23 protein-coding genes are annotated in these 20657 nt (G+C 63.5%); 9 read left to right on the top strand and 14 right to left on the bottom strand.

Annotated elements, in window-relative coordinates; genetic code table 11:
• Nucleotides 1–70: 70 nt before the first annotated feature.
• A complete protein-coding gene (hemN, locus tag KG722_RS13565) occupies nucleotides 71–1423 on the top strand; it encodes an oxygen-independent coproporphyrinogen III oxidase (RefSeq protein ID WP_213272424.1) in 1353 nt (450 codons plus the stop codon).
• Here the strand turns inward: hemN and fghA are convergent.
• A complete protein-coding gene (fghA, locus tag KG722_RS13570; protein WP_213272426.1) occupies nucleotides 1420–2262 on the bottom strand; it encodes an S-formylglutathione hydrolase in 843 nt (280 codons plus the stop codon). The two genes, hemN and fghA, sit on opposite strands and share 4 nt — an antisense overlap.
• Before the next feature lie 147 nt (nucleotides 2263–2409).
• Here fghA and KG722_RS13575 point away from each other — a divergent pair, with 147 nt between their 5' ends.
• Complete coding sequence (locus KG722_RS13575; RefSeq protein WP_213272427.1) at nucleotides 2410–3501, top strand: glutathione S-transferase; 1092 nt, start codon at nucleotides 2410–2412, stop codon at nucleotides 3499–3501.
• Between the two features lie 9 nt (nucleotides 3502–3510).
• Here KG722_RS13575 and KG722_RS13580 read toward each other — a convergent pair whose 3' ends face one another.
• Genes KG722_RS13580 through KG722_RS13595 form a run of 4 tightly spaced genes read right to left on the bottom strand, consistent with a single transcriptional unit; the run spans nucleotide 3511 to nucleotide 5805 of the window.
• A complete protein-coding gene (locus tag KG722_RS13580) occupies nucleotides 3511–3801 on the bottom strand; it encodes a hypothetical protein (protein WP_213272428.1) in 291 nt (96 codons plus the stop codon).
• A 21-nt stretch (nucleotides 3802–3822) separates the two neighbouring features.
• Nucleotides 3823–4200, bottom strand: coding sequence for a VOC family protein (locus KG722_RS13585; RefSeq protein ID WP_213272429.1), 378 nt, complete (start codon nucleotides 4198–4200; stop codon nucleotides 3823–3825).
• A gap of 31 nt (nucleotides 4201–4231) precedes the next feature.
• Complete coding sequence (locus KG722_RS13590; RefSeq protein ID WP_213272430.1) at nucleotides 4232–4699, bottom strand: GFA family protein; 468 nt, start codon at nucleotides 4697–4699, stop codon at nucleotides 4232–4234.
• Nucleotides 4699–5805: an S-(hydroxymethyl)glutathione dehydrogenase/class III alcohol dehydrogenase gene (locus KG722_RS13595; protein WP_213272431.1), complete on the bottom strand. Its 1107-nt coding sequence runs from the start codon at nucleotides 5803–5805 to the stop codon at nucleotides 4699–4701. The genes KG722_RS13590 and KG722_RS13595 overlap by 1 nt, the downstream gene beginning before the upstream one ends.
• Nucleotides 5806–5935: 130 nt before the next feature.
• On the opposite strand from KG722_RS13595, the gene KG722_RS13600 reads away from it, so the two are divergent.
• Entirely contained in the window at nucleotides 5936–7087 is a 1152-nt protein-coding gene (locus KG722_RS13600; protein WP_213272432.1) for a hypothetical protein, read from the top strand.
• Nucleotides 7087–7569: a MarR family transcriptional regulator gene (locus tag KG722_RS13605; RefSeq protein ID WP_213272434.1), complete on the top strand. Its 483-nt coding sequence runs from the start codon at nucleotides 7087–7089 to the stop codon at nucleotides 7567–7569. The genes KG722_RS13600 and KG722_RS13605 overlap by 1 nt, the downstream gene beginning before the upstream one ends.
• Here the strand turns inward: KG722_RS13605 and recF are convergent.
• The 6 genes from recF to KG722_RS13635 all read right to left on the bottom strand — a co-directional run bounded on the left by recF (nucleotide 7566) and on the right by KG722_RS13635 (nucleotide 13556).
• A complete protein-coding gene (recF, locus tag KG722_RS13610; RefSeq protein ID WP_213272436.1) occupies nucleotides 7566–8678 on the bottom strand; it encodes a DNA replication/repair protein RecF in 1113 nt (370 codons plus the stop codon). The two genes, KG722_RS13605 and recF, sit on opposite strands and share 4 nt — an antisense overlap.
• 6 nt (nucleotides 8679–8684) lie before the next feature.
• Nucleotides 8685–9080 (bottom strand): putative quinol monooxygenase, encoded by a 396-nt coding sequence (locus tag KG722_RS13615; RefSeq protein ID WP_300998519.1) that lies wholly within the window; start codon nucleotides 9078–9080, stop codon nucleotides 8685–8687.
• 3 nt (nucleotides 9081–9083) lie between these two features.
• Nucleotides 9084–10205, bottom strand: coding sequence for a DNA polymerase III subunit beta (gene dnaN, locus KG722_RS13620; RefSeq protein ID WP_213272438.1), 1122 nt, complete (start codon nucleotides 10203–10205; stop codon nucleotides 9084–9086).
• A 183-nt stretch (nucleotides 10206–10388) separates the two neighbouring features.
• A complete protein-coding gene (locus tag KG722_RS13625; protein ID WP_213272440.1) occupies nucleotides 10389–11840 on the bottom strand; it encodes a chromosomal replication initiator protein DnaA in 1452 nt (483 codons plus the stop codon).
• Between the two features lie 552 nt (nucleotides 11841–12392).
• The gene (rpsT, locus tag KG722_RS13630) at nucleotides 12393–12656 is read right to left on the bottom strand and encodes a 30S ribosomal protein S20 (protein WP_213272442.1); all 264 of its coding nucleotides are present in this window, start codon (nucleotides 12654–12656) and stop codon (nucleotides 12393–12395) included.
• 117 nt (nucleotides 12657–12773) lie between these two features.
• Nucleotides 12774–13556, bottom strand: coding sequence for an enoyl-CoA hydratase-related protein (locus tag KG722_RS13635; protein ID WP_213272444.1), 783 nt, complete (start codon nucleotides 13554–13556; stop codon nucleotides 12774–12776).
• Between the two features lie 587 nt (nucleotides 13557–14143).
• On the opposite strand from KG722_RS13635, the gene KG722_RS13640 reads away from it, so the two are divergent.
• Together KG722_RS13640 and KG722_RS13645 are read left to right on the top strand one after the other, a co-directional pair.
• Nucleotides 14144–14461: a BrnA antitoxin family protein gene (locus KG722_RS13640; protein ID WP_213272446.1), complete on the top strand. Its 318-nt coding sequence runs from the start codon at nucleotides 14144–14146 to the stop codon at nucleotides 14459–14461.
• Between the two features lie 48 nt (nucleotides 14462–14509).
• Entirely contained in the window at nucleotides 14510–15874 is a 1365-nt protein-coding gene (locus tag KG722_RS13645) for an AarF/UbiB family protein (RefSeq protein WP_213272448.1), read from the top strand.
• A gap of 144 nt (nucleotides 15875–16018) precedes the next feature.
• Here KG722_RS13645 and KG722_RS13650 read toward each other — a convergent pair whose 3' ends face one another.
• Nucleotides 16019–17293, bottom strand: a complete 1275-nt coding sequence (locus KG722_RS13650) for a cytochrome P450 (RefSeq protein ID WP_213272450.1) — start codon at nucleotides 17291–17293, stop codon at nucleotides 16019–16021.
• A gap of 111 nt (nucleotides 17294–17404) precedes the next feature.
• Here KG722_RS13650 and KG722_RS13655 point away from each other — a divergent pair, with 111 nt between their 5' ends.
• Both KG722_RS13655 and KG722_RS13660 read left to right on the top strand, forming a co-directional pair.
• The gene (locus tag KG722_RS13655; protein WP_213272452.1) at nucleotides 17405–18079 is read left to right on the top strand and encodes a TetR/AcrR family transcriptional regulator; all 675 of its coding nucleotides are present in this window, start codon (nucleotides 17405–17407) and stop codon (nucleotides 18077–18079) included.
• Nucleotides 18076–18252, top strand: a complete 177-nt coding sequence (locus KG722_RS13660; RefSeq protein ID WP_213272454.1) for a rubredoxin — start codon at nucleotides 18076–18078, stop codon at nucleotides 18250–18252. Before KG722_RS13655 ends, KG722_RS13660 begins: the two co-directional genes overlap by 4 nt.
• Here the strand turns inward: KG722_RS13660 and KG722_RS13665 are convergent.
• The gene (locus tag KG722_RS13665) at nucleotides 18249–19025 is read right to left on the bottom strand and encodes a hypothetical protein (RefSeq protein ID WP_213272456.1); all 777 of its coding nucleotides are present in this window, start codon (nucleotides 19023–19025) and stop codon (nucleotides 18249–18251) included. The genes KG722_RS13660 and KG722_RS13665 overlap by 4 nt on opposite strands.
• A gap of 83 nt (nucleotides 19026–19108) precedes the next feature.
• On the opposite strand from KG722_RS13665, the gene KG722_RS13670 reads away from it, so the two are divergent.
• Entirely contained in the window at nucleotides 19109–19579 is a 471-nt protein-coding gene (locus KG722_RS13670) for a PaaI family thioesterase (protein ID WP_213272458.1), read from the top strand.
• A gap of 16 nt (nucleotides 19580–19595) precedes the next feature.
• Here the strand turns inward: KG722_RS13670 and KG722_RS13675 are convergent, their stop codons facing one another.
• Nucleotides 19596–20651 (bottom strand): TerC family protein, encoded by a 1056-nt coding sequence (locus tag KG722_RS13675; protein WP_213272460.1) that lies wholly within the window; start codon nucleotides 20649–20651, stop codon nucleotides 19596–19598.
• Between the last annotated feature and the right edge of the window lie 6 nt (nucleotides 20652–20657).

Here is a 20657-nt window from a genome sequence, read left to right on the forward strand (position 1 = left end):
CTATGGCAGAGCGCCACATAGGGGAGAATACTTACAGTGAACATCCCTGGGCGATGATATTTCGCCGGGCATGAAAGACGCCTGGATCCCCTACGCCGCCCGGCCTGTGCCGCGCTATACCAGCTATCCGACCGCGGCGGACTTTACCCCGCAGACGGGGGCGGCCGCCGCCCGCGCCTGGATGGCGGCCACAGCGCCCGGAGAGGCGATTTCGGCCTATCTGCATATCCCGTTCTGCGAGAAGCTCTGCTGGTATTGCGGTTGCGCGACCAGTGTTCCCAATGGTTACCGGCGCGTGGGCGAGTATACAGACCTTCTGCTCAAGGAAATTGCCCTGAAAGCAGCGGCGATGGGCCCGCATGGGGGGATCGCGCACCTGCATTTCGGGGGCGGATCGCCCAATATCCTCAGCCCGGCAGACTTTCTCGAACTGACCGATGCGGCGCACCGCTGCTTCGGGATCCGGGAGGGGGCCGAGATCGCCGTGGAGCTTGACCCGCGCACGATGCAGAAGGGGCAGGTGGCCGCCTATGCACGCGCGGGCGTCAACCGAGCGAGCCTTGGCGTGCAGACACTCGCCGAAGATGTGCAGCATGCCATCAACCGCGTTCAGCCGCGTGAGATGGTGCTGGGTCTGGTCGAGGAACTGCGCGGGGCGGGAATCGAGGCCATCAACATGGACCTGATGTATGGCCTGCCTTACCAGACGACGCAGCATGTGGCGGAGGCTGCCCGCTTTGCCGCCGAGATGGGCGCGGCGCGGGTCTCGGTGTTTGGCTATGCGCATGTGCCGTGGTTTGCCAAGCATCAGCGCGCGATTGACGAAAATTCCCTGGCCGGGATGGGTGAACGGTTCACGCAGGCGCGCGTGGCGGCGATGACCCTGGAGGCGGCCGGCTATGTTGCCATCGGGCTCGACCATTATGCCCGGGCCGATGACGCGCTGGCGATTGCTGCGCGCGAGGGGCGCTTGCGCCGGAACTTCCAGGGGTATACGGATGACCCGTGCGAGACCCTGATCGCTATGGGCGCAACTGCCATTTCCCAGTTTCGCGAAGGCTTCAGCCAGAACCTGAAGGACCGCAAGGCCTGGGGCGAGGCGATCCGGGCCGGGCGCCTGCCCGCCGAGCGCGGCATTGCCATCACGGCTGACGACGCGCTGCGTGCGCGGGCGATCGAAACGCTGATGTGCGGCCTGGAGGTAGACGTGGCGGCGGTGTGCGAAGCGATGGGCGCTGCCGTGGGGAGCCTTGACGACGCGCTGGAGAGCGCCCGTGCGCTGGAGGCAGCCGGGCTTTGCCATGTATCAGGAGCGGTCATCACCGTGCCCGAAGAGGCACGCATCATGCTGCGCACCGTGGCGCAGTGTTTCGATGCGCGGTCACCCGCAAGCGCGCAGCAGCGCCACGCGAAGGCGGTCTAGGCCTTCAGCGCCTCAGCATGGTGGGCGATGTGTTCGTCCATGAAGGTGGCGATGAAATAATAATCGTGGCCATAGCCCTCGCGCAGGCGGTAGTCGAGGCGCTGGCCGTCCTTTTCGCAGGCCTTGATGAAGATTTCCGGCTTGAGCTGGGTTTCGAGGAAGCTGTCGGCCGTGCCGGTATCGACCAGGATGAGCGCTTTTGACTGGCGCTCCTTCACGAGCTCCGTGGCGTCATACTGTTCCCAGGCAATTGAAGGCGCGCCGAGATAGGCGCTGAAGGCTTTCTCGCCCCAGGGCACGCGAGCCGGCGAGGTGATCGGGGAGAAGGCCGAGCAGGATTTGTAGGTGTCGGGATGTTTCAGGTGCAGCGTGATGGCGCCGTGGCCGCCCATCGAGTGGCCGAAGATACCTTGCCTGCTCATGTCGGCGGCGGGGAAGTTTGCCGCGATGAGGGCGGGGAGTTCACCGGTGATGTACTGGTCCATCTTGTAGTTTTTGGCCCAGGGCGCCTGCGTGGCGGTCAGGTAAAAGCCTGCGCCTTGTCCCAGATCGTAGGCTTCGTCATTGGGGACGTCTTCGCCGCGGGGGCTGGTATCGGGGGCGATGATAATCAGGCCATGGCGGGCGGCGTGCTCCTGAATGCCGCCCTTTTCCATAACATTCGCCCAGGTGCAGGTGAGGCCGGAGAGATACCACAGGACGGGGACGGGGCCGTCTTTGGCCTGCGGGGGAACGTAGAGGGCAAAGCGCATGGTGCAGCCCAGCAGGGTGCTTTCATGATCGTGGACGGAGAGCGCGCCGCCAAAGGATTTCCAGGATGAAACTTGCGTGAGGGTCATGGGGCGCTCTCGAGGCTGGCTGCAGGAGGGGGAAGGGCCTTCTGGCCCTTTGGGGGCAGGCAAGTCAAGGAAGGCGCGGGAGGGGGGTTGCCGGAAGGGCTGGCGTTTGAAATGACGAGGGGAAGAAGAAATTCGAAGGGACGGGAGATGAGCGAGTACACGCTTTACGGGGCCGAGGTCAGCTATTTCACCGGGAAGGCGCGGGCGTATCTGCGCTGGCGCGGTGTACCGTTTCAGGAGCTGCCGGCGACGCAGGCGGTTTACCGCGATATCATCCTGCCCCATGTCGGCTGGCCGGTGATCCCGGTGATGGTGACGCCGGACGGCACGGTTGTGCAGGATAGTGCCGACATTATCGACACGGTGGAGACGCGGGAGAAGCTTAGCCCCCCGGTCATTCCCGATACGCCGCTGCAGCGCTTTGTGGCGCAGCTTCTCCATCTCTATGCGGATGAATGGCTGACGCTGCCGGCGATGCATTACCGGTGGAGCTATAATGAGGACTGGGCGTATGGGCAGTTCGGGGCGCTGTCGGCGCCGCAGGCGAGCGCGCCGGAGCAATACGAGATCGGCAAGAAGAACGGGCAGCGCTTCAAGGGCGCATTGCCGGTTCTGGGGGTTCACCCTGAAACCATTCCGGGTATCGAGAAATCCTATGAGGCGTTTCTCGATGAGTTTTCGGCTCACCTTGAGGCCCAGCCCTTCCTGCTGGGCGGGCGGCCGTGCCTGGCGGACTTCGCCTTCATAGGCCCGCTCTATGCGCATCTTTACCGGGACCCGACGTCTGGCGAGATGATGAGGCGGCTGGCGCCGCGCGTGGCAGACTGGGTGGAGCGGGCCCATGCCGGGGAGGCGGGGACAGGCGATCTGTTGGCAAAGGATGCGATCCCGGAGACGCTGGAGCCGATCCTGGCGCGGCAGATGCGCGAGCAGTTTCCGGCGCTGGTGGAGACCGTGGAGCTTTATGCGCGCTGGGCAGCGGACGCGCCGCCGGGGGCGTTTGTGCCGCGGAGTCTCGGCGAGATATGGATCGAGATTGAAGACGCGCGCGGTCCGGCGCAGGCGCGAACCTTTCCGCTCTACCGGATGCAGGCGGTTACGGATGCATATGACGCAATGGACGGGGCCGCCAAGGCGCGCGCGGATGGGCTGCTGGAGCGGGTGCTGGGCGAGCCGCTGAAAGACTTCCGCCTGCCCAAGCGCCTTGTGCGGACGAATAGCCGGCTGGCGGTGGTCTGAGATCCGGCGTCAGCGCGGCCGGGGGAAGGAGATGGCGAAGGCGCCCTCGATATAGCCTTCGTCAGGCTCGCTATGCGGTGTGCCGGACTGGATGAAGTATTCCAGGGCGGGCCAGTGAGCGGCGATTCTTACTTTCAGGTCGGGGGTGAGGCCGTCTCGCATATGGGCGACGAGGGCCCTGGTCCATGGGGCGAGGACGGTGATCTCGTTGCCGTTGCGCCGGGCTTCCTCGACAATCCAGGCGATGGCTTCAGACTGAATGCGCGAGAGGTCGGGAGTATCCGGCTGCTTGTGGGCCATGGCCCGATACCCCCGTTTCCCTTAGCCGCGCATCATGGTGCAGAGCTTGTTGCCGTCGGGGTCGCGCAGGTAGGCGAGGTAGAGGCGCATGCCGGTGCCTTCGCGCCAGCCTGGCGGGTCTTCAATGGCCGCGCCGCCGGCTTCCACGCCGGCCTTGTGCCAGGCGTCTGCCTGCTCGGTGGAGGTCACGCCAAAGCCGATGGTGCCGCCATTGGCGTGGCAGGCGGGCTTGCCGTCGATCGGCGGGGTGACCAGGAACATGCTGCCATTGTGGATGTAGATCAGGCGGCCCTTGGGATCTTCGATCGCCGGCTTGCCGCCGAGCGCGCCGAAGAGGGCGTCATAAAATTTCTTGGATCTGCCGATGTCGTTAGACCCGACCATTACGTGACTGAACATATGGGTATTTCCTCCGTTTGTTGATCTTGATTCAAAGTGCTGGTGGCCGCGCGCCATGGTCGGCAAAAGCTGCCATGGCCGGAGCATAGTCTTCCGGCGCGGGGAAGTCCTCATAGCTCAATTCTGCGCCGGTCTGAGCGTAGGGAAGGCGTTCCCGTGTCATCGTCTCGATGATGGGGCGTACCCAACTGGCATCTGCCAGCATGCCCGGCCGGAAATTTACGAAAGGCTGGCCGGGAAGCCGCGTGAACAGCCAGTTCTTGCAGTGCGGGCAGAACATCTGCTGGGTCTCGGCATGCCGGCCGCCGATTTCCGGGGCGCCTTCTGTTACCTCAAAACCACTTGCCGGTAGCAGGAGTGACAGCGAATACGGGCCGCTCGTCAGTTTCTGGCAGCCTTTGCAATGGCAGGCCATCGAGACCAAAGGCGGGGCCGTGATCTTCATCTTCACTTGTCCGCACAAGCAGCTTGCCGACCAGGGGAGGCGCCATTCGTCCATCAGTACACTACCACGCTCCGGATCGACTTTCCTTCGTGCATAAGGTCGAAGGCGTCGTTGATTTTGTCCAGCGTCATGACGTGGGTGATCATCGGGTCGATTTCGATTTTGCCATTCATGTACCAGTCGACGATTTTCGGGACATCCGTGCGGCCTTTTGCGCCGCCAAAAGCTGTGCCGCGCCAGTTGCGCCCCGTCACCAGCTGGAAGGGACGTGTGCTGATTTCCTTGCCCGATTCGGCGACCCCAATGACGACCGATGTGCCCCAGCCGCGATGGCAGCATTCGAGCGCCTGGCGCATGACGGTGGTGTTGCCGGTGCAGTCAAACGAATAGTCTGCGCCGCCGCCGGTCAGCTCGACGATATGGGCGACAATATCGGAAACGTTTTTCGGGTTGACGAAATGCGTCATGCCGAATTTGCGGCCCCAGTCTTCCTTGTCCGGATTGATGTCGACACCGACAATCATGTCGGCGCCCGCCATGCGCGCGCCCTGGATAACGTTGAGGCCGATGCCGCCGAGGCCGAAGACGACGACATTCTCGCCGACCTGAACCTTGGCCGTGTTGACGACCGCGCCGACGCCGGTGGTGACGCCGCAGCCGACATAGCAGGCTTTGTCAAACGGCGCGTCTTCGCGGATCCTGGCGACTGCGATTTCGGGCAGCACAGTGAAGTTCGAGAAGGTGGAGCAGCCCATATAGTGGAAGACGGTCTGGCCTTTATAGCTGAAGCGGCTGGTGCCGTCGGGCATCAGGCCTTTGCCTTGCGTCGCGCGAATGGCCGTGCACAGATTGGTCTTGCCAGAGAGGCAGCTTTTGCACTGGCGGCATTCGGGCGTGTAGAGCGGGATGACGTGATCGCCGGGCTTTACCGAGGTGACGCCTGCGCCGACCTCGCGGACGATGCCGGCGCCCTCATGGCCGAGGACGCTTGGGAAGATGCCTTCTGAGTCGAGCCCGTCGAGCGTGTAGGCGTCGGTATGGCAGATGCCGGTCGCCATGATCTCGACCAGTACTTCGCCGGCCTTTGGCCCTTCAAGGTCAAGCTCGACAATTTCGAGCGGCTTCCTGGCTTCAAAAGCAACGGCGGCGCGGGTTTTCATCGGACAACTCCTTGTTTCGAGGTCTTACCTAGTCCGCCGCGCCGCCCGGGTCCACTGCCTGTCGAGGGGAAGGTTGACTATAGTTTGATATCAAACTATAAGAGTGCCATCAACCTGAATGGAGTTTGTCATGGCCTCCCGGCGCGGTGTTTTGAAACTGATTGGCGGCGGGATTGTGCTCGCCGCGGTGGGGGCGGGCACCTTTGCCGCGCTGAACCAGCCAAGCCATGCGGCGCGGGCGGCCTGGCGGGACGCGGGACAGGAGGCCGAGTATCGCCGCCGGTTCCTCTCCTATGCGCTGCTGGCGCCCAACCCGCACAACACCCAGCCCTGGCTGGTCGAGCTCGTCGGTGAAGACAGCCTCCTCCTCTATTGCGATCTTGAGCGCCGCCTGCCGGAGACCGATCCGTTCGACCGGCAGATCCTGCTCGGGCATGGCTGCTTTCTTGAACTGCTCGCTCTGGCCGCCGCCGAGGAGGGCTACGCCGCCGACATCACGCCGTTTCCGGAGGGCGCGCCGGATATGGCCGGCCGGCTGGACGCGCGACCGGTGGCGCGGGTGGTGTTTCGGGCGGGCGCCGCAGTGCCCGATGCGCTCTTTGGGTCTGCGCTTTCCCGCCGCACCAATCGCACCGCTTTTGACGACCGCGAGGTCAGCGCCGGAGATCTGGCGACGCTGGCCGCGGCTGCCTCGGTTTACGGGCTCTTCGCCGACGCTATCGGGGAGGGCGAGACGGCCGCTGCGCTGCGGGACCTGACCTGGCGCGCGCATGAGCTTGAGGTGCGTACACCCGCGACCTGGCAGGAGAGCGTCGATGTGATGCGCATCGGTCCAGCGGAAGTCGCGCGCCATCGCGATGGCCTGTCGATGGAGGGCCCGATGCTGGGCGCGTTGAGCGCCGCTGGCATTCTTACGCGCGAGACGCTGGCGGACCCGGACTCGCAGGCATTTAAGCAGGGGCTGGACATGTTCCGGCCATTGGCAGCCTCGGCGCGTGCTTTCGCCTGGATCGCCAATGACGGGCAAAACCGGGAAGGCGAGCTTGCGTCCGGGCGCGCCTATATGCGCCTCGCATTGCAGGCCGAGGCGCTCGGACTTGCGCTGCATCCCTGGAGCCAGGCCCTGCAGGAATATCCGGAGATGGCTGATCTCTTCGGCGAGGTGCATGAACTGATCGGTGACGGCCGGCGTTTGCAGATGCTGGTGCGGGTCGGCTATGCCGGCCGTGTCGGACCCTCGCCCCGCAGGGGGCTCACTGCCCATCTGTTAACGGAGACCTGATGCCCAAACGCGCCGCACCGCCTGGTCCTGCATCTGCGCCTCTGCCACCAACGCCGGACCTTTACTTCCGCCTCTTCACCGAGATCGGGATTCTTGCCCAGCTATCGGGGAACCGCTTCGAGCGCGCGTTGCCCCATGGTCTCACTGTCGCGCAGTTCAGCCTGCTGCATCACTGCATGCGTCTGGGCGATGGCTGGACCCCGGCGCGTCTTGCCGCCGCCTTTCAGGTGACACGTGGCACGATGACCAGCACGCTGCAGAAGCTGGAGGCGAAGGGGTTCATCCGCATAGAGCCGGATACGGAGGATGCGCGATCGAAGCGTGTTTTCCTGACGGCGGCCGGGCGGTCTGCGCGAGAGGCTTCGCTTGGTGCGCTGATGCCGGATATTGCGCCGCTGCTGGGCGTGCTGACTCCAGCGGAAGTTACTGGCGTCCTGCCGGCGCTGGAAAAGCTTAGAGCCTGGCTCGACGCCAATCGTTAGTCCGACAGGGCTGCGGCGCCTTCGGTGATATGGATGCGCTGGGCGCGGTCGCCGAAGGCTTCGAAGAGGAAGGCCTCTGTGCCTGTGAGCCAGGCCTGCCCGCCCAGAACCGTGAGTTCGTCGAAGAGGGCGGCGCGTCGGTCCGGATCAAGGTGGGCGGCGGCTTCATCCAGCAGCAGCAGGGGCGAAGGGCCCGAGCCGCCTGCCGAGAGGGCGGTTGCCGAGGCGAGCACCAGCCCGATCAGCAGTGCTTTCTGCTGGCCGGTTGAGGCTTCGCCGGCTGGCGCGGCGGTCGGGCGGTGGATGACGGTGAGGTCTGTGCGGTGGGGGCCCGACAGGGTACGGCCTGCGCCGATGTCTCGGCGGCGGCCGCTGTGATAGGCGTCGACCAACAGGTCGAAGATGGTTCGGAAGTCTTCCCCCTTGAGGGCAGCGGCTTCAGCAGCGCCTTCCAGGGTGAGATCGGCTTTCGGGAAATGGCCTTCGGGGCGGGCGTCGATGGCGATCTGCAGGGCTTCGAGAACAATGGCGCGGTTGATGGCCATTTCGGTGCCGGCTTCAGCCAGGCGCGCCTCGATGGCGTCGGCCCAGGCGGGATCGACATGGCCGCGCTCGATCAGGGCGTTGCGTTCGGCCAGCGCCTTGTCATAGCGGGCGGCGGCTTTGCCATGAGCGGGGAGGTGGGCCATCACCAGCCTGTCGAAGAAGCGGCGCCGGTCAGACGCGCCGCCGCGGAATACCCCGTCCATTGCCGGGGTGAGCCAGACGATGCGGACGCGTTCGGCAAGGTCGCCCGGCGAAGCTGAGGCGCCATCGATGCGGACATTGCGCTTGGCGCTGCCTGCCCCGTCGAGATGGATCGAGATCTTCTGCTCGTCGTCCAGCGTGGCGGCGAGCGCCCAGCCGCCGGGGGCATCGCGCCGGGTCATCTCTGAGAGCTGCGCGCTGCGCAGGCCCCGGCCGGGCCCGAACTGGCTGACGGCTTCCAGTAGGTTCGTCTTGCCCGCGCCATTGGCCCCATAGAGGCAGACATGGCGCCCATCGAGGCGCAGGGTGAGGCCCGCATAATTGCGGAAGTCCGTCAGGCTGAGGCGGGTCAGGGCGGTCATGCCGTCTCAGCTGCCGGAGGGAAGTCCGTGCCCGCCCTGTGGCGTTGTCTCGGCGATGCGTTCCATGCCTGCAATAAGAGGCCGGGCTTTCCCGATAGCGGCCTGAACCTGCGGCAGGGCGAGGGAGGCCTTATGGCTGCCGGCATCGGTCCAGGCTTCTGTGACCCAGATGGTGGTTTCATCCGCCGGATCGCTGGCCACGATGTAGCTGAGGCAGCCGGGCATGTCGCGCAGGCCCTCCAGCAGGTAGCCGATAAGCTCGTCTCGCTTGCCGTCTGCTGCAATGAACTTGCCGATCAGGCCGTACATGCCCGTCTCCCTTGGTTCCGCATGGCCGGGCAATCCGGCGAGCGCAGCTGTGGCGAGCGCGCCGCCCATGAAGATGCGGCGGCCTGCTTCCATGTCCTACACCCGCAGCGGCATCACCACAAAGCGGGCCGAGCCGTCGGATGGGTCGAGCACCAGGGCGGGCGAGGCCGGGTCGTTGAACATGAACTCCACATCGGGCGATTCAATCTGGCTGGCGATGTCGAGCAGGTATTTGGCGTTGAAGCCGATTTCCATCGGATCGGCCTCATACTCTGCTTCGATCTCTTCATTGCCCGCGCCGGTTTCGGCATGGTTCACCGCCAGGGTAAGCCGGCCATTGGAGACCGAGAGCTTCACCGAGCGCGAACGTTCGGCCGAAACGGTCGAGACGCGGTCAACAGCGGCCTCGAAGGCCTTGTTATCGACAGTCATCTTCTTGTCGTTCCCTTTGGGAATGACCCGGGCATAGTCCGGGAAGGAACCGTCGATGAGCTTGGAGGTGAGCACGGCGCGGCCGGCGCGCAGGATGATCTTGGTGTCGGAGACTTCGATCTCGACGTCTTCGTCGAGGCCATCGACGAGGCGGCGGGCTTCACCGACGGTCTTGCGCGGCACGATCACGCCGGTGAGCTTTTCGGCGCCCTTGGGCGCTTTGAGCTCGGCCAGGGCGAGGCGGTGGCCATCGGTGGCAACGGTGCGCAGTACAGCAGAGCCATCATCGGCCTTGGCGGCGTGCAGGAAGATGCCGTTGAGATAGTAGCGGGTCTCTTCGGTGGAGATGGCAAAGCGGGTCTTGTCGATCAGGCGGGCGAAGTCCTTCGCCGCGATCTTGAAGCTGACGGCGCCCTCATCGGGCGTCATGGTCTGGAAGTCGGCGGCCGGAAGGGTCGGCAGTTCGAACATCGAGCGACCGGCGGTGATGGTCAGGCGCTGGGACTCCGGGTTGAGCTCAAGCTCGACCTCGGCGCCCGAGGGCAGCTTGCGCACCACATCGAATAGCGTGCCGGCCGGGGCGGTGACCGAGCCGGGCTTGGAAACCTTCGCCTCGGCGGAGTCTACCGCTTCGATGTCGAGGTCGGTCGCGGTGAGTTTCAGCGCGCCCTTGGTGGCCTCCAGCAGGACGTTGGAGAGGATCGGAATCGTCGTCCGGCGCTCGACAATGTTCTGGACATGGCTGAGGGCGTCCAGAAGGTCTCCGCGTTCGATCGTCAGTTTCATCGTCTCATCCGTTCTTCAAGGAGCCGGCCGGGCTCCGCTGCGTCGTCATCGCCGGTTTCTGTCTGGAGTCTGCTCCACCAGGCAAGGCGGGAATCAGCCCGCTCCGGGCAGGAGCGGGCTGATGAGCCTTAACGAAGTTGCAGGAAAAGCCAAGCGCCCGGCAGCCCGTGCGCTCAAAATGGCTCAGATTTGTCCGCTTTCCATCAACTCGTGGATGACGGCCTGAACCTTTGAAATGTCGCAGGCCAGTTCCTGGTCCTTGCCGAGGTCCCCATCCATACGCCGATAGGCGTAAAGGACCGTTGTGTGATCGCGTTTGCCGAAGGCGCGGCCGATCTGCGGGAAGGATTTCCGGGTCATGGTGCGGCAGAGATACATCGCAATCTGGCGCGGATAGACAAAGCCACGCATCTTGCTGGGGCCTTCCAGATCGGATTTCGCGATCGGGAAGACTTTCAGCGTTGCCCGCTTGATCACCTCGATCGAAGGCTCGCGCTGCTCGCCGGCATGACGGCGGATGATGCGGTCAAGCATCTCCATCGTTGGCGCCCGCTCGCCGAAGCCGGCCTCCGTGTAGAGGCTCCACACGGCGCCGGTAAGCTCGCGGCCGGGACCGCGGATGCCGTTGTTGAGGCGCTGCATCATCTCCTCGGTCAGCACGAAGGCCGGATGGGTTTCGGCAATGTGGCCGGCAAGGCGCGTCAGGATTTCCAGGCGCATGCCGGAATCGGGCAGGGCGACCTCAACGGCGGTGGCACCCTTGATCTCGCTGCGCATGCGCTGGCCAAAGCCGGCCGTTTCACCCGGGGCAGAGTCGCCGACCAGGACAACCTGACCGCCATTGGAGGTCACTTCGCGGATGTTCTGATAGAGCTCTGCCTCGGTGCCAGGCTTGCCGGCGATGCGGTGCAGGTCGTCGATCAGCAGGATGGAGGCGGCGCGCAGGCGCTTTTTCAGATCGCCCGTGTCGCGCGCTTTGACGCCGTCGAGATAGGCCGACATGAATTCCTCCGCCGTCAGATAGACGATCTTGCGCGCCGGGTCGCGGCGGGCGGTCTCCTGACGGAGTGCCTGCATCAGATGTGTCTTGCCGGTGCCCGGAGGCCCGTAGATCAAGGTCGTTGCTGTGCCGGCCGGGAGGCCGGCCGCGATGCGCTTTGCCATCGTCACGGCGATCTCGTTGGACGGGCCGGTGACGAGCGTGTCGAACGTCATGGCCGGGCCTGCGCCGGTCGAAACGGCAGCCTGTGGCGCTTCCTGCACCTGAACAGCCGGAGCCGCCCAGGGGTCGTTGACGAGGTCGCGCAGATCGGAGGGCGCATTGCGCCAGCAGACAAGTTTCAGCGTGCGCTCTGCCGGGTCAGCGGCCGCCCACAGCTTCTCGATCACGCGCAGATGCTGGCTGCTGACGCGGTCGAATGCGAGCAGATCACGTGCGGCCAGAATCATCGCGCCGTCATGTTCGGCGACGAGGCGCAGGTCCTCGATCCAGCGGGAGAATTCGGAACCGGCCACTTTGTCCCGCAGGACATCGCGTACATCATTCCAAATCATCTGACCTGTCGCTTCATAGGCGTCACCGCCCTGTGTCGTCTCAATTCCAAATGGCGAGACAGTTGTTTCGTTTCGGTCCATCACCGAGCCCCGTTTCTAATTATGATCGCTCATTACAGCCAGTACACGACACACCCGGCAGGCCCCCGCCTGAAACACAAAAAACTCTGTACCGGGACTAAATTGGCTGGTATGGAGAAATTATTCCCGGGGGATTTTTCTGGCAAGTACTAACTTTATTTGACAGCCGCATTTGGCGTGTTGACAACCGGGTACCTGAAAAAAAAACGGCAGAGATTCATATGACTGGCATCTGCAAAATTTTTTGAAGTGATCGTTCGCTTACTTATGTTCGCATTTGTTCTGTCAATACGGAAAGCTTTCCATGGCCTGTGGAATACAGTTTTTTTGATGTCCCTCTGGCAGGGCTGCAACATGAGCGGGCGGCGCCCCTGTCACGGCATCATTAAGTCCGCTCCAGGCCCATCGGGCCGGAGTGACGGATTTGCAATCATAATGAGAAATCTACAGGGGCGCGCTGAAAAGCCGAAAGAAAAACCCGCCAGGCGCGTTACCAGGCGGGCTGTCTTTTCAGCTGCCCGGGAAAAGCCGGCAGCGGGCCTTGCGCTGGCCTCAGGCCATTGCCTTGACGCGGGCCGAAAGGCGCGAAACCTTGCGGGAAGCGGTATTCTTGTGGGTCACGCCTTTGGTCACGGAGCGCATGATCTCAGGCTGGGCCACTTTAAGGGCTTCCTGAGCAGCAGACTTGTCACCGGATGCAATCGCTTCCTCGACCTTGCGAACGAAAGTGCGCACGCGCGAGCGGCGGGCTTTGTTCACATCGGTGCGCGCAGCGATCTTGCGCACCATTTTCTTGGCTGAGCGGGTATTCGCCATAACAAACTCCTGGCGCCCGGCGGGATCTCCCTCGGGCAGAAGGCGCGGAGATACATAAAGGGCCTGCAGGCGTCAACCGCCATCGTGACGGAAAAGCAGCCTTTTCACCTGCGCCGGTCAGCGGTCCCGGAAATGGGCCGAGCGCTTTTCGACATAGGCTTTCATGCCTTCCTTCTGGTCATCGGTCGCAAACAGCGACTGGAACAGGCGCCTCTCGAACTGAATCCCCTGTGAAAGAGGGGTTTCGAAGGCCGCATTGATGGCCTCCTTGGTCATCATGGCAGCGGCGCGGGGCATGGCGGCGATGGTGGTGGCGAGGGCCTTGGCCTCGGTCATCAGGTCGTCGGCAGGCACGATCCGGGCCACCAGGCCGCACCGTTCGGCCTCGTCAGCCTCCATCATGCGGCCGGTGAGGCAGAGTTCCATGGCCTTGGACTTGCCGACCGCGCGGGTCAGGCGCTGGGTGGCGCCGGCGCCGGGCATCACCCCGAGGCGGATTTCCGGCTGGCCGAAACGGGCATTGTCGCCCGCCAGGATGATGTCGCACATCATCGCAAGTTCGCAGCCCCCACCGATGGCATAGCCGCCAACCGCTGCAATGATGGGCTTGCGGGCACGGGCAGCGCGTTCCCAGTTCCGGGTTATGAAGTCCTCGTAATAGGACTGCGGGAAAGTCTTGGCCTGGATCTCGCGGACATCAGCGCCGCCTGAGAAGGCGCGCTTGCTGCCGGTCAGGATCATACAGAGGACGGTGTCGTCGGCCTCAAACCGGTCGAGCGCCTGGGTCAGCTCGCTCATCATCTCCTCGCAGAGGGCGTTGAGGCTCTCCGGGCGGTTCATCTGGATGAGGGCGTACCCTTCCTCGGTGTTCACTTCGGTGATGAGGGTCTTGTAGGCCATGACGGGTCCTTGAGGGGGAAGGCGGCTGCTCTGCTGCCGCGGTCTTTATGGTGTGGAAGGGGTCGCTGCGGGCTCGTGTCGTTCAGGCCACAGGATGGGCCGGTCTGGAAAACGTGCAGTTAAAGATGCAGGGCGGGGCCTCAGCAATTGTGGCGATCTCGGGGCGGCGTATACGCCTGCATGAACACTTTGTCACCCTGGGGGCTGCAGCTTGACTTGATATACGATTGTATATACAAATTTCTGATCGCAGTGGACCTGCAATACCCCAAGGAGAAATTGGAGCTACCCTGGCTCTGAGTTTGACCCTTAAACCAAAGGGTCACTGTCATGCCCAAGCCATTCCCGTGCGAGCCCCCTGCATGCGGACATCAACTGGTCTGAAGAGGACAACACACGCAACAGCGAGAGATACGGTATCCGCTTCGAGGACATCCAGTCCGGCTTCGCCAGGCCGCATGTGCGCACGGCGATCAGCAGGCAGGGAGACTTCCGCGCGCTCATTGAAGTCGAAAACATTGTTTTCGATGTGCGCTGCCGGATCGAGCGGAACCTCACCCTCATCGCTGCCGATGTTGCAACAAAAGATGCCCAAGCAATCTACCACCAAACTCTATCTCAATCCTCCTAAGGCGCGTGCGTCCGGCAAGACGGACTTCAGGAAGCTTGGCGCGATGACGGACGAAGAAATCCGGGCGCGGCGCGCCGGCGATGCGAACCTTCCGGAGATCGACTGGGACGCAGCTGAGATCGAGATGGTTGAGCCCGTGGTCAAGACGGCCGTATCGATCCGGCTGGATAGCGACGTGATCGAGTTCTTCAAGGATGCCGGCAGGGGCTACCAGACACGGATCAACCAGATACTGCGCTCCTATATGGAGCATCAGCAGAATAAGACTGGCTGAGCGTCGCAGGCGGATGCCCTTGCATCGAAAACAGCCTATATCGGCTGCATGACCGATCATCCTTCCGATACCTCCGATCCTGAGCGCAACCGCCTTGCCGGGCGCATCGCCCGTACCGCCAAGGTGGGCGCCAATCTGTCCGGGGCGGGGCTGACCTTTGCGGCGCAGTCCCTGTTCGGCGGGGACAAGGGGGATGAGCGGATCGCAAGGGCGATGGCTGCGGCGCTGGGAAAGTCCAAGGGGCCGCTGATGAAGGTGGCGCAGATGGTGTCCACCGTGCCCGACCTGTTGCCGCCTGAATACGCCGCCGAGTTTGCCAAGCTGCAGGCCGAGGCCCCCGCGATGGGCTGGCCTTTCGTGAAGCGGCGGATGCGGGCGGAACTGGGCGCGGACTGGGAGGGCCGGTTTGCGGAGTTTGGCAAGGAGGCAAGCCATGCCGCTTCGCTCGGCCAGGTGCATGAGGCGACGCTGCATGACGGCCGGAAGGTTGCCTGCAAGCTGCAATATCCGGACATGGCGAGCGCGGTGGAGTCCGATATCGGCCAGCTGCGGACGCTGCTTGGCCTTTTCAAGCGCATGGACGGCTCGATTGATGCCGACGAGATGGTCGAGGAGATCACCGACCGGTTGCGCGAGGAACTCGATTACGCCCGTGAGGCCAGGCATATGGCGCTCTACCGCGACATGCTGGCGGGCAAGGCTTTCATTGCCTGCCCGGAGCCGGTGGCGGAGCTCTCGACCGCTCGTCTGATCACCATGACGTGGATGGAAGGGGAGCGGCTCGACGCGTTTCAGGACGCCCCGCAGGCGGCGCGCAACCAGATTGCCGAGATGCTGTTCTGGACCTGGTGGGCGCCGATGAACTCCTACGCCGTCATCCATGGTGATCCGCATCTGGGCAATTACCAGGTGACCGGCGGCGGGGAGGGGATCAACCTTCTGGACTTTGGCTGCGTGCGCATCTTTCCGCCGGCCTTCGTGGCGGGCGTTGTCGATCTCTACCGGGCAATGCTGCACGATGATTTTGACGCGGCGTATGCGGCTTATGAAGCCTGGGGGTTCCAGAACCTCTCGCGGGAGCTGGTCGAAGTGCTGAACGTCTGGGCGCGCTTCATATATGGGCCGATCATCGACGACAGGGTACGCACGGTGGCCGACGGGGTATCGGCGGGCGAGTACGGGCGGAAAGAAGCGTTCCGGGTGCGCCAGCTGCTCAAGGAGAAGGGGCCGGTGAAGATCCCGCGCGAGTTCGTGTTCATGGACCGCGCCGCCATTGGTCTGGGCGCGGCGTATCTGCGGCTGGGGGCGGAGCTCAATTTCCATCAGCTGTTTGAAGAGAGCCTTGCGGGCTTCTCGGTGGAGAAGGTAGCTGCGCGCCAGGCCGGGGCGCTGGCGAAGGCCGGATTGGCCTGAGGATGGGTTTAGTGTGTGAGAAGCAGACCCGGCGGATACCTTTCCGCGAAATTCCTGGCAGAGCGCGGCATTAACGCCAATCAGGACGCGCGCGGGAGCCGGACAGGGGCGCGCTTGTCCTCAAACAGCGCCCCTGCGGCCATATCAACTCATCCGGAAGCGGATCGGCACTGATTTGGGGCCGCTGACGAAGTTGGCCTGGGTGCGGGAGGGTTTGCCGGAGAGTTCGACCGACTGGAGACGCGGGAGGAGTTCTTCCCAGAGGAGGCGCATTTCCATCCGGGCGAGGTGCTGGCCGAGACAGACATGGGCGCCATAGCCGAAGGCGACGTGCTTGTTGGGCGAGCGATCAACCTTGAACTGGAAAGGATCGTCAAACACGGCCTCGTCGCGGTTGCCCGACGGGTAGGCGAGGAACAGCCAGTCGTTCCTGGCGATCTTCTGCCCGGCGATTTCGGTGTCATCGGTGGCTGTGCGCATGAAGTGTTTCACCGGCGTTTCCCAGCGGATCGACTCCTCCACCATCGATGGGATCAGCGAGAGATCGTCCTTCACCTTCCGGAACTGGTCAGGGTTTTCGGCGAGCGCCCACATCGCGCCGGCGGTGGTGTTGGAGGTGGTGTCATGGCCAGCGGTGGCGGCTATGATGTAGTAGCTCATCGCTTCGAGATGGCCGAGCGGCTGGCCATAGACGGCCCCGTTGGCGATGACACTGGCAAGGTCTTCTCGAGGGTTCTGGCGGCGGTCTTCGGTCATGGTGTTGAAATAGGTCATGAAGTCGACGATCGTTTCATTGATCATTGCCAGGGCGTCGTCTGCACTGCCGACTTCCTTGCCTGCGCGGTTCACGTCCGGGTCCTGCGTGCCGAAGAGTTCCTGGGTCAGCTTCAGCATGCGCGGCTCGTCGGCAGGCGGCACGCCAAGCACTTCCATGATCACGTGCAGCGGATAGAGGAAGGCGACATCGCGGGCGAAATCGCATTCGGTGCCTTTCTCCGCCATCTTGTCGATGAAGCCGCGGGCGATCTCGCGGACGCGGTCTTCCAGCTTGCGCAGGTTCTGCGGCATGAACCAGGCCTGGGTGAGGCGCCGGTACTGCATGTGGTCGGGGTTATCCATCTGAACCAGCGAGCGCAGGATGTTGGGCTTGCCGCCCATCATGGCGCGTACGCGCTTGTCCGCCTCGATCGTGGTCAGCGTCGCCGAGCGGTCCTCGTTATGAAAGAGGTCATTCTGGCGCTCGATACCGAGGATGTCGGCATGGCGGGTGACCACCCAGAAGGGATCGAACCCCTCGACGGTGGCGACATCGAGCGGCGCGTTGGCGCGCAACCAGGCAAAGGCTTCGTCAACGCGTTTGCCGTCTGCATAGGCTTTCGGATCGACTATTTCGCGGGCAATCTGTTCAGGTATGGCCATGGTTTTCTCCTCCCGGTTCCGGACTGGCTGCTGGCGTGGCACCGTTATCCGATCTGAACCCGCAATATCATAAACTTGCTATACAGCCAACAAATATGTAAAGAGGTGCGTATGTCTGACACAGGCCCGGCCACAGATATGAAAGCAGCAGCGCCCGCCCAGCGGCTCACGCAGGCAGAGCGGCGCGACCGGTCCGGGCGCGAACTGCTCGGCGCGGCCATCCGGGTTGTGGCAGGGCAGGGCGTGTCTGCGGCCACTTTCGATGCCATCGGCCGGGAGGCGGGCTTCTCGCGCGGCCTCGTTACCCAGCGGTTCGGATCGAAGGAAGGCCTGATCGCGTCGCTGATCGCGCATCTGCACGCGTGGCAGGCTGACAGTCTTGATGATGCGCAGGTGTCGGAAATGGACGGTCTGACGGCGCTCTGCGCCTTTGTGCGCCTGCATTGCGAAACGATCCGCAGCTCGGCGGAGGCCGACACCTATTTCATGCTGCTGGCGGCGGCTGTTGCTGACCGGCTGGAGACGCGCGAGGCGTTCCGCGGCTCCCATGAGGTGGAGCGCGTGCTGATCCGCAGCTTCATCGAGCGGGGGCAGGCGAGCGGCGACATCCGAAAGGACGCCGACGCCGACGCCGAAGCGCTGCTGGCAGGCTGCTCGCTGCTGGGCATGCGGATGCAGGCGCTGATCGATCCGGATTTTGATGCGGCGCCCGTGCAGGACGCCCTGATTGCATCCCTCAAGGCACGCCTCGGCCTGCCGGGCGGGGACGGGAGGAGCAAGACATGAGCGAGGCCTACAAGACCTGGCAGTGCCGCACCTGCGGCTATCTTTATGACGAGAAGGACGGCGATCCGGGCGAAGGGCTCGCGCCGGGTACGCGGTGGGCGGATATTCCCGAAGACTGGATCTGCCCGCTCTGCGGCACGCCGAAATCGGATTTCGACATGGTTGAGATCTAGGGCGCCACTCTCCGGCAGGCACCCGTGGCCGTTTCGCAGTCCATGCGGTCGAGGCTGACGAGGTCGCCGAAGGGGTTGAGCGAGGCGGGGTCGTCGGCTTTCAGCGTGAGGGCGTAGGCGGCGCCGATGTTTCCGGCGCTGCGGAAGAGGGACAGGTTTGTGCCCGCGCAGAGCCTGCGGGTCTCGCCCGGTTGCAGCGCGGCAGATTTGAAGGCCGGGGCGGTGGCGATCCACTGACCTTTGGCGTCATGCAGGGTGAGATAGTAGCGCAGCTTGCGGTTGGCTGTGTTGGTCACCTCGCTGCAGGCTTCCAGATGCGGCGTGCCCCCGCCGGAGGTCGTGCGTTGGTTGACGGGGCCAAGCGCGCCGTCTGTGCGCCCGCCAGGATAAAGCAGGGCGCCGAAGCGGGAATTGACCGCCTTGTGATAGGTGGCGGCGGCCACCCGGCAGGCGGTGTTCTGAGGCGCGGCGCGGCTGACGGGATAGTCGGCGTCGCAGGCGGTCTGCATGTCGGTTAGGAAGTCCGCGTCGCAGCGGCCCTGGTCGAGCGCGCCGGAACGGTAGCAGGCGTCGTGGAACCTGCAGGCGTCCAGGAAAGGCCCGTCGGGCACGATGCTGTCGAGGATCTTGCGGCCCCCGCATGCGTCGAGCGGTTGCTGCGCGGCGAGGATGGAGCCGCTCACGAGGGCTTCATCGCGCGCGCGGGGCTCCGCCTCAGCCACGCCGGACACCAGCGCGAAAAAAAGAATGAAAGCAGCCACCACGCGCGTCATGGGCAAATTTTTTTGACGAACGTTGCGGCAATTTCAAGGCAGGTCTTGCCGCCGGGCAGAGGCCGGGTCTATGGCGCTTGGCCATGACAGATGATTTCAATCGCTACCAGACCACAGAGCTTCCCGAAGGCTATAGCCAGCTTGCCTGGCATCGCGGATTTGGGCGCCAGATCGGCCCGCTGTTCGAGAAGCGCGAAGACGGCATCCTGATGCGCGCCTTCCGGGTGGAAGAGTATCACACCAACGGCATGATGAACGCCCATGGCGGCATGATGATGACCTTCGCGGACATGGCCTGGGGCGCGGCGGTGGAGAAGGACGACGACACCTGGTGGGTGACCGTGCGCCTGATGTGCGACTTCGTTTCCGGCGCCCCGCTTGGCAGCTTTGTCGAGGGCAAGGGCGTGATCGTCGGCCGGCAGGATGATATCTTCACGGTCGAGGGGCGTATCTGGACGGGCGACAAGCTGCTGATGCGCGGCACCGGCATCTTCAAGGTGATCCCGCGCCGGGAAGAGGGGAAACCCTTCGTCAGGACCAGGGAAGGCGCCTGATGAAGGGCTGTCTGCCTCAGGTCTGGTGAGGGCTTTCCTTCCCGCCGGTCTTCCAGAGGGAGAAGAGGATCGCCCCGCCCAGGAGCGCGATGGTCATCATCAGCGACCAGTGGGGTTCAAGGTAGGGCACGATGTGGAGTTCCTTGTAGAGCAGGAAGTTCCAGAAGATCTTGATACCGATCAATACCAGCACGCCAGCAAGGCCGTATTTGAGGTATCTGAACCGCGCCACAGCCGCTGACAGCATGAAATACATCGAGCGCAGGCCGAGGATGGCAAAGATGTTCGAGGTGTAGACGATGAACGGGTCGCGGGTGACGGCAAAGATCGCGGGCACCGAGTCGACCGCGAAGATGATGTCCACAATTTCCACCATCAAGAGGGCGAGCAGGAGGGGCGTCGCATAGCGGGTCATCTTGCCGGTCAGCGGATCGGGCTTTGTGACGATGAAGTTGTGGTTGGTAATCTCGTCGGTGACGCGAAGGCGCTTCTTGAGGAATTTGAGGATGGGGTTGTTCTGGAGGTTTAGCTCTTCGGGCTCGTCATCCCCCGCGCCGGAGAGCAGCATCTTGCCGCCCGTGTAGAGCAGGAAAGCGGCAAAAATGAAGAGGACCCAGGTGAACTCGTTGACGATGGCTGCGCCCAGCGAAATGAAGATGCCGCGGAAGACGATGGCGCCGAGGATGCCCCAGAACAGCACGCGGTGCTGGTATTCGCGCGGCACGGCGAAGAAGGTGAACACCATGCCGATGACAAAGATGTTGTCAAAGGCAAGGGCGGTTTCCAGGAGATAGCCGGTGGCGAACTGGACGGCGGCCTGCTGGTTTAGGTTTTCCGGGCTGTTGTAGAAGGCCGGGTCGGGCTGGTAGCCGAAATAGATGTAGAAGCCGAAAGCGACGGCGAGCGAGGCGAAGCACGCCCACATGACGGCGCTTTTCTTTGCGGAGACGACCTCGTCCTTCTTGTTGAGGAGGCCGAGATCGACCCAGAGCAGGAAGCAGATCAGCGAGAGGAATGCGGTCCACAGCCATAGGGGTTGCGCCGCAAATTCGACGGTCAGGAATTCGGGCATTGGGGG

Source organism: Hyphomonas sp. (assembly GCF_018402285.1).
Classification (GTDB): Bacteria; Pseudomonadota; Alphaproteobacteria; order Caulobacterales; family Hyphomonadaceae; genus Hyphomonas.

Coding starts and splice junctions, on each gene's coding strand:
- KG722_RS13650 (WP_213272450.1), bottom strand. CDS start 17,293: ATGGCCATACCTGAACAGATTGCCCGCGAAATAGTCGATCCGAAAGCC.
- KG722_RS13585 (WP_213272429.1), bottom strand. CDS start 4,200: ATGTTCAGTCACGTAATGGTCGGGTCTAACGACATCGGCAGATCCAAG.
- KG722_RS13635 (WP_213272444.1), bottom strand. CDS start 13,556: ATGGCCTACAAGACCCTCATCACCGAAGTGAACACCGAGGAAGGGTAC.
- fghA (WP_213272426.1), bottom strand. CDS start 2,262: ATGACCCTCACGCAAGTTTCATCCTGGAAATCCTTTGGCGGCGCGCTC.
- KG722_RS13590 (WP_213272430.1), bottom strand. CDS start 4,699: ATGGACGAATGGCGCCTCCCCTGGTCGGCAAGCTGCTTGTGCGGACAA.
- KG722_RS13675 (WP_213272460.1), bottom strand. CDS start 20,651: ATGCCCGAATTCCTGACCGTCGAATTTGCGGCGCAACCCCTATGGCTG.
- KG722_RS13605 (WP_213272434.1), top strand. CDS start 7,087: ATGCCCAAACGCGCCGCACCGCCTGGTCCTGCATCTGCGCCTCTGCCA.
- KG722_RS13660 (WP_213272454.1), top strand. CDS start 18,076: ATGAGCGAGGCCTACAAGACCTGGCAGTGCCGCACCTGCGGCTATCTT.
- KG722_RS13655 (WP_213272452.1), top strand. CDS start 17,405: ATGTCTGACACAGGCCCGGCCACAGATATGAAAGCAGCAGCGCCCGCC.
- KG722_RS13625 (WP_213272440.1), bottom strand. CDS start 11,840: ATGGACCGAAACGAAACAACTGTCTCGCCATTTGGAATTGAGACGACA.
- hemN (WP_213272424.1), top strand. CDS start 71: ATGAAAGACGCCTGGATCCCCTACGCCGCCCGGCCTGTGCCGCGCTAT.
- KG722_RS13600 (WP_213272432.1), top strand. CDS start 5,936: ATGGCCTCCCGGCGCGGTGTTTTGAAACTGATTGGCGGCGGGATTGTG.
- KG722_RS13670 (WP_213272458.1), top strand. CDS start 19,109: ATGACAGATGATTTCAATCGCTACCAGACCACAGAGCTTCCCGAAGGC.
- recF (WP_213272436.1), bottom strand. CDS start 8,678: ATGACCGCCCTGACCCGCCTCAGCCTGACGGACTTCCGCAATTATGCG.
- KG722_RS13595 (WP_213272431.1), bottom strand. CDS start 5,805: ATGAAAACCCGCGCCGCCGTTGCTTTTGAAGCCAGGAAGCCGCTCGAA.
- rpsT (WP_213272442.1), bottom strand. CDS start 12,656: ATGGCGAATACCCGCTCAGCCAAGAAAATGGTGCGCAAGATCGCTGCG.
- KG722_RS13665 (WP_213272456.1), bottom strand. CDS start 19,025: ATGACGCGCGTGGTGGCTGCTTTCATTCTTTTTTTCGCGCTGGTGTCC.
- KG722_RS13615 (WP_300998519.1), bottom strand. CDS start 9,080: ATGGAAGCAGGCCGCCGCATCTTCATGGGCGGCGCGCTCGCCACAGCT.
- KG722_RS13575 (WP_213272427.1), top strand. CDS start 2,410: ATGAGCGAGTACACGCTTTACGGGGCCGAGGTCAGCTATTTCACCGGG.
- KG722_RS13640 (WP_213272446.1), top strand. CDS start 14,144: ATGCCCAAGCAATCTACCACCAAACTCTATCTCAATCCTCCTAAGGCG.
- dnaN (WP_213272438.1), bottom strand. CDS start 10,205: ATGAAACTGACGATCGAACGCGGAGACCTTCTGGACGCCCTCAGCCAT.
- KG722_RS13580 (WP_213272428.1), bottom strand. CDS start 3,801: ATGGCCCACAAGCAGCCGGATACTCCCGACCTCTCGCGCATTCAGTCT.
- KG722_RS13645 (WP_213272448.1), top strand. CDS start 14,510: ATGACCGATCATCCTTCCGATACCTCCGATCCTGAGCGCAACCGCCTT.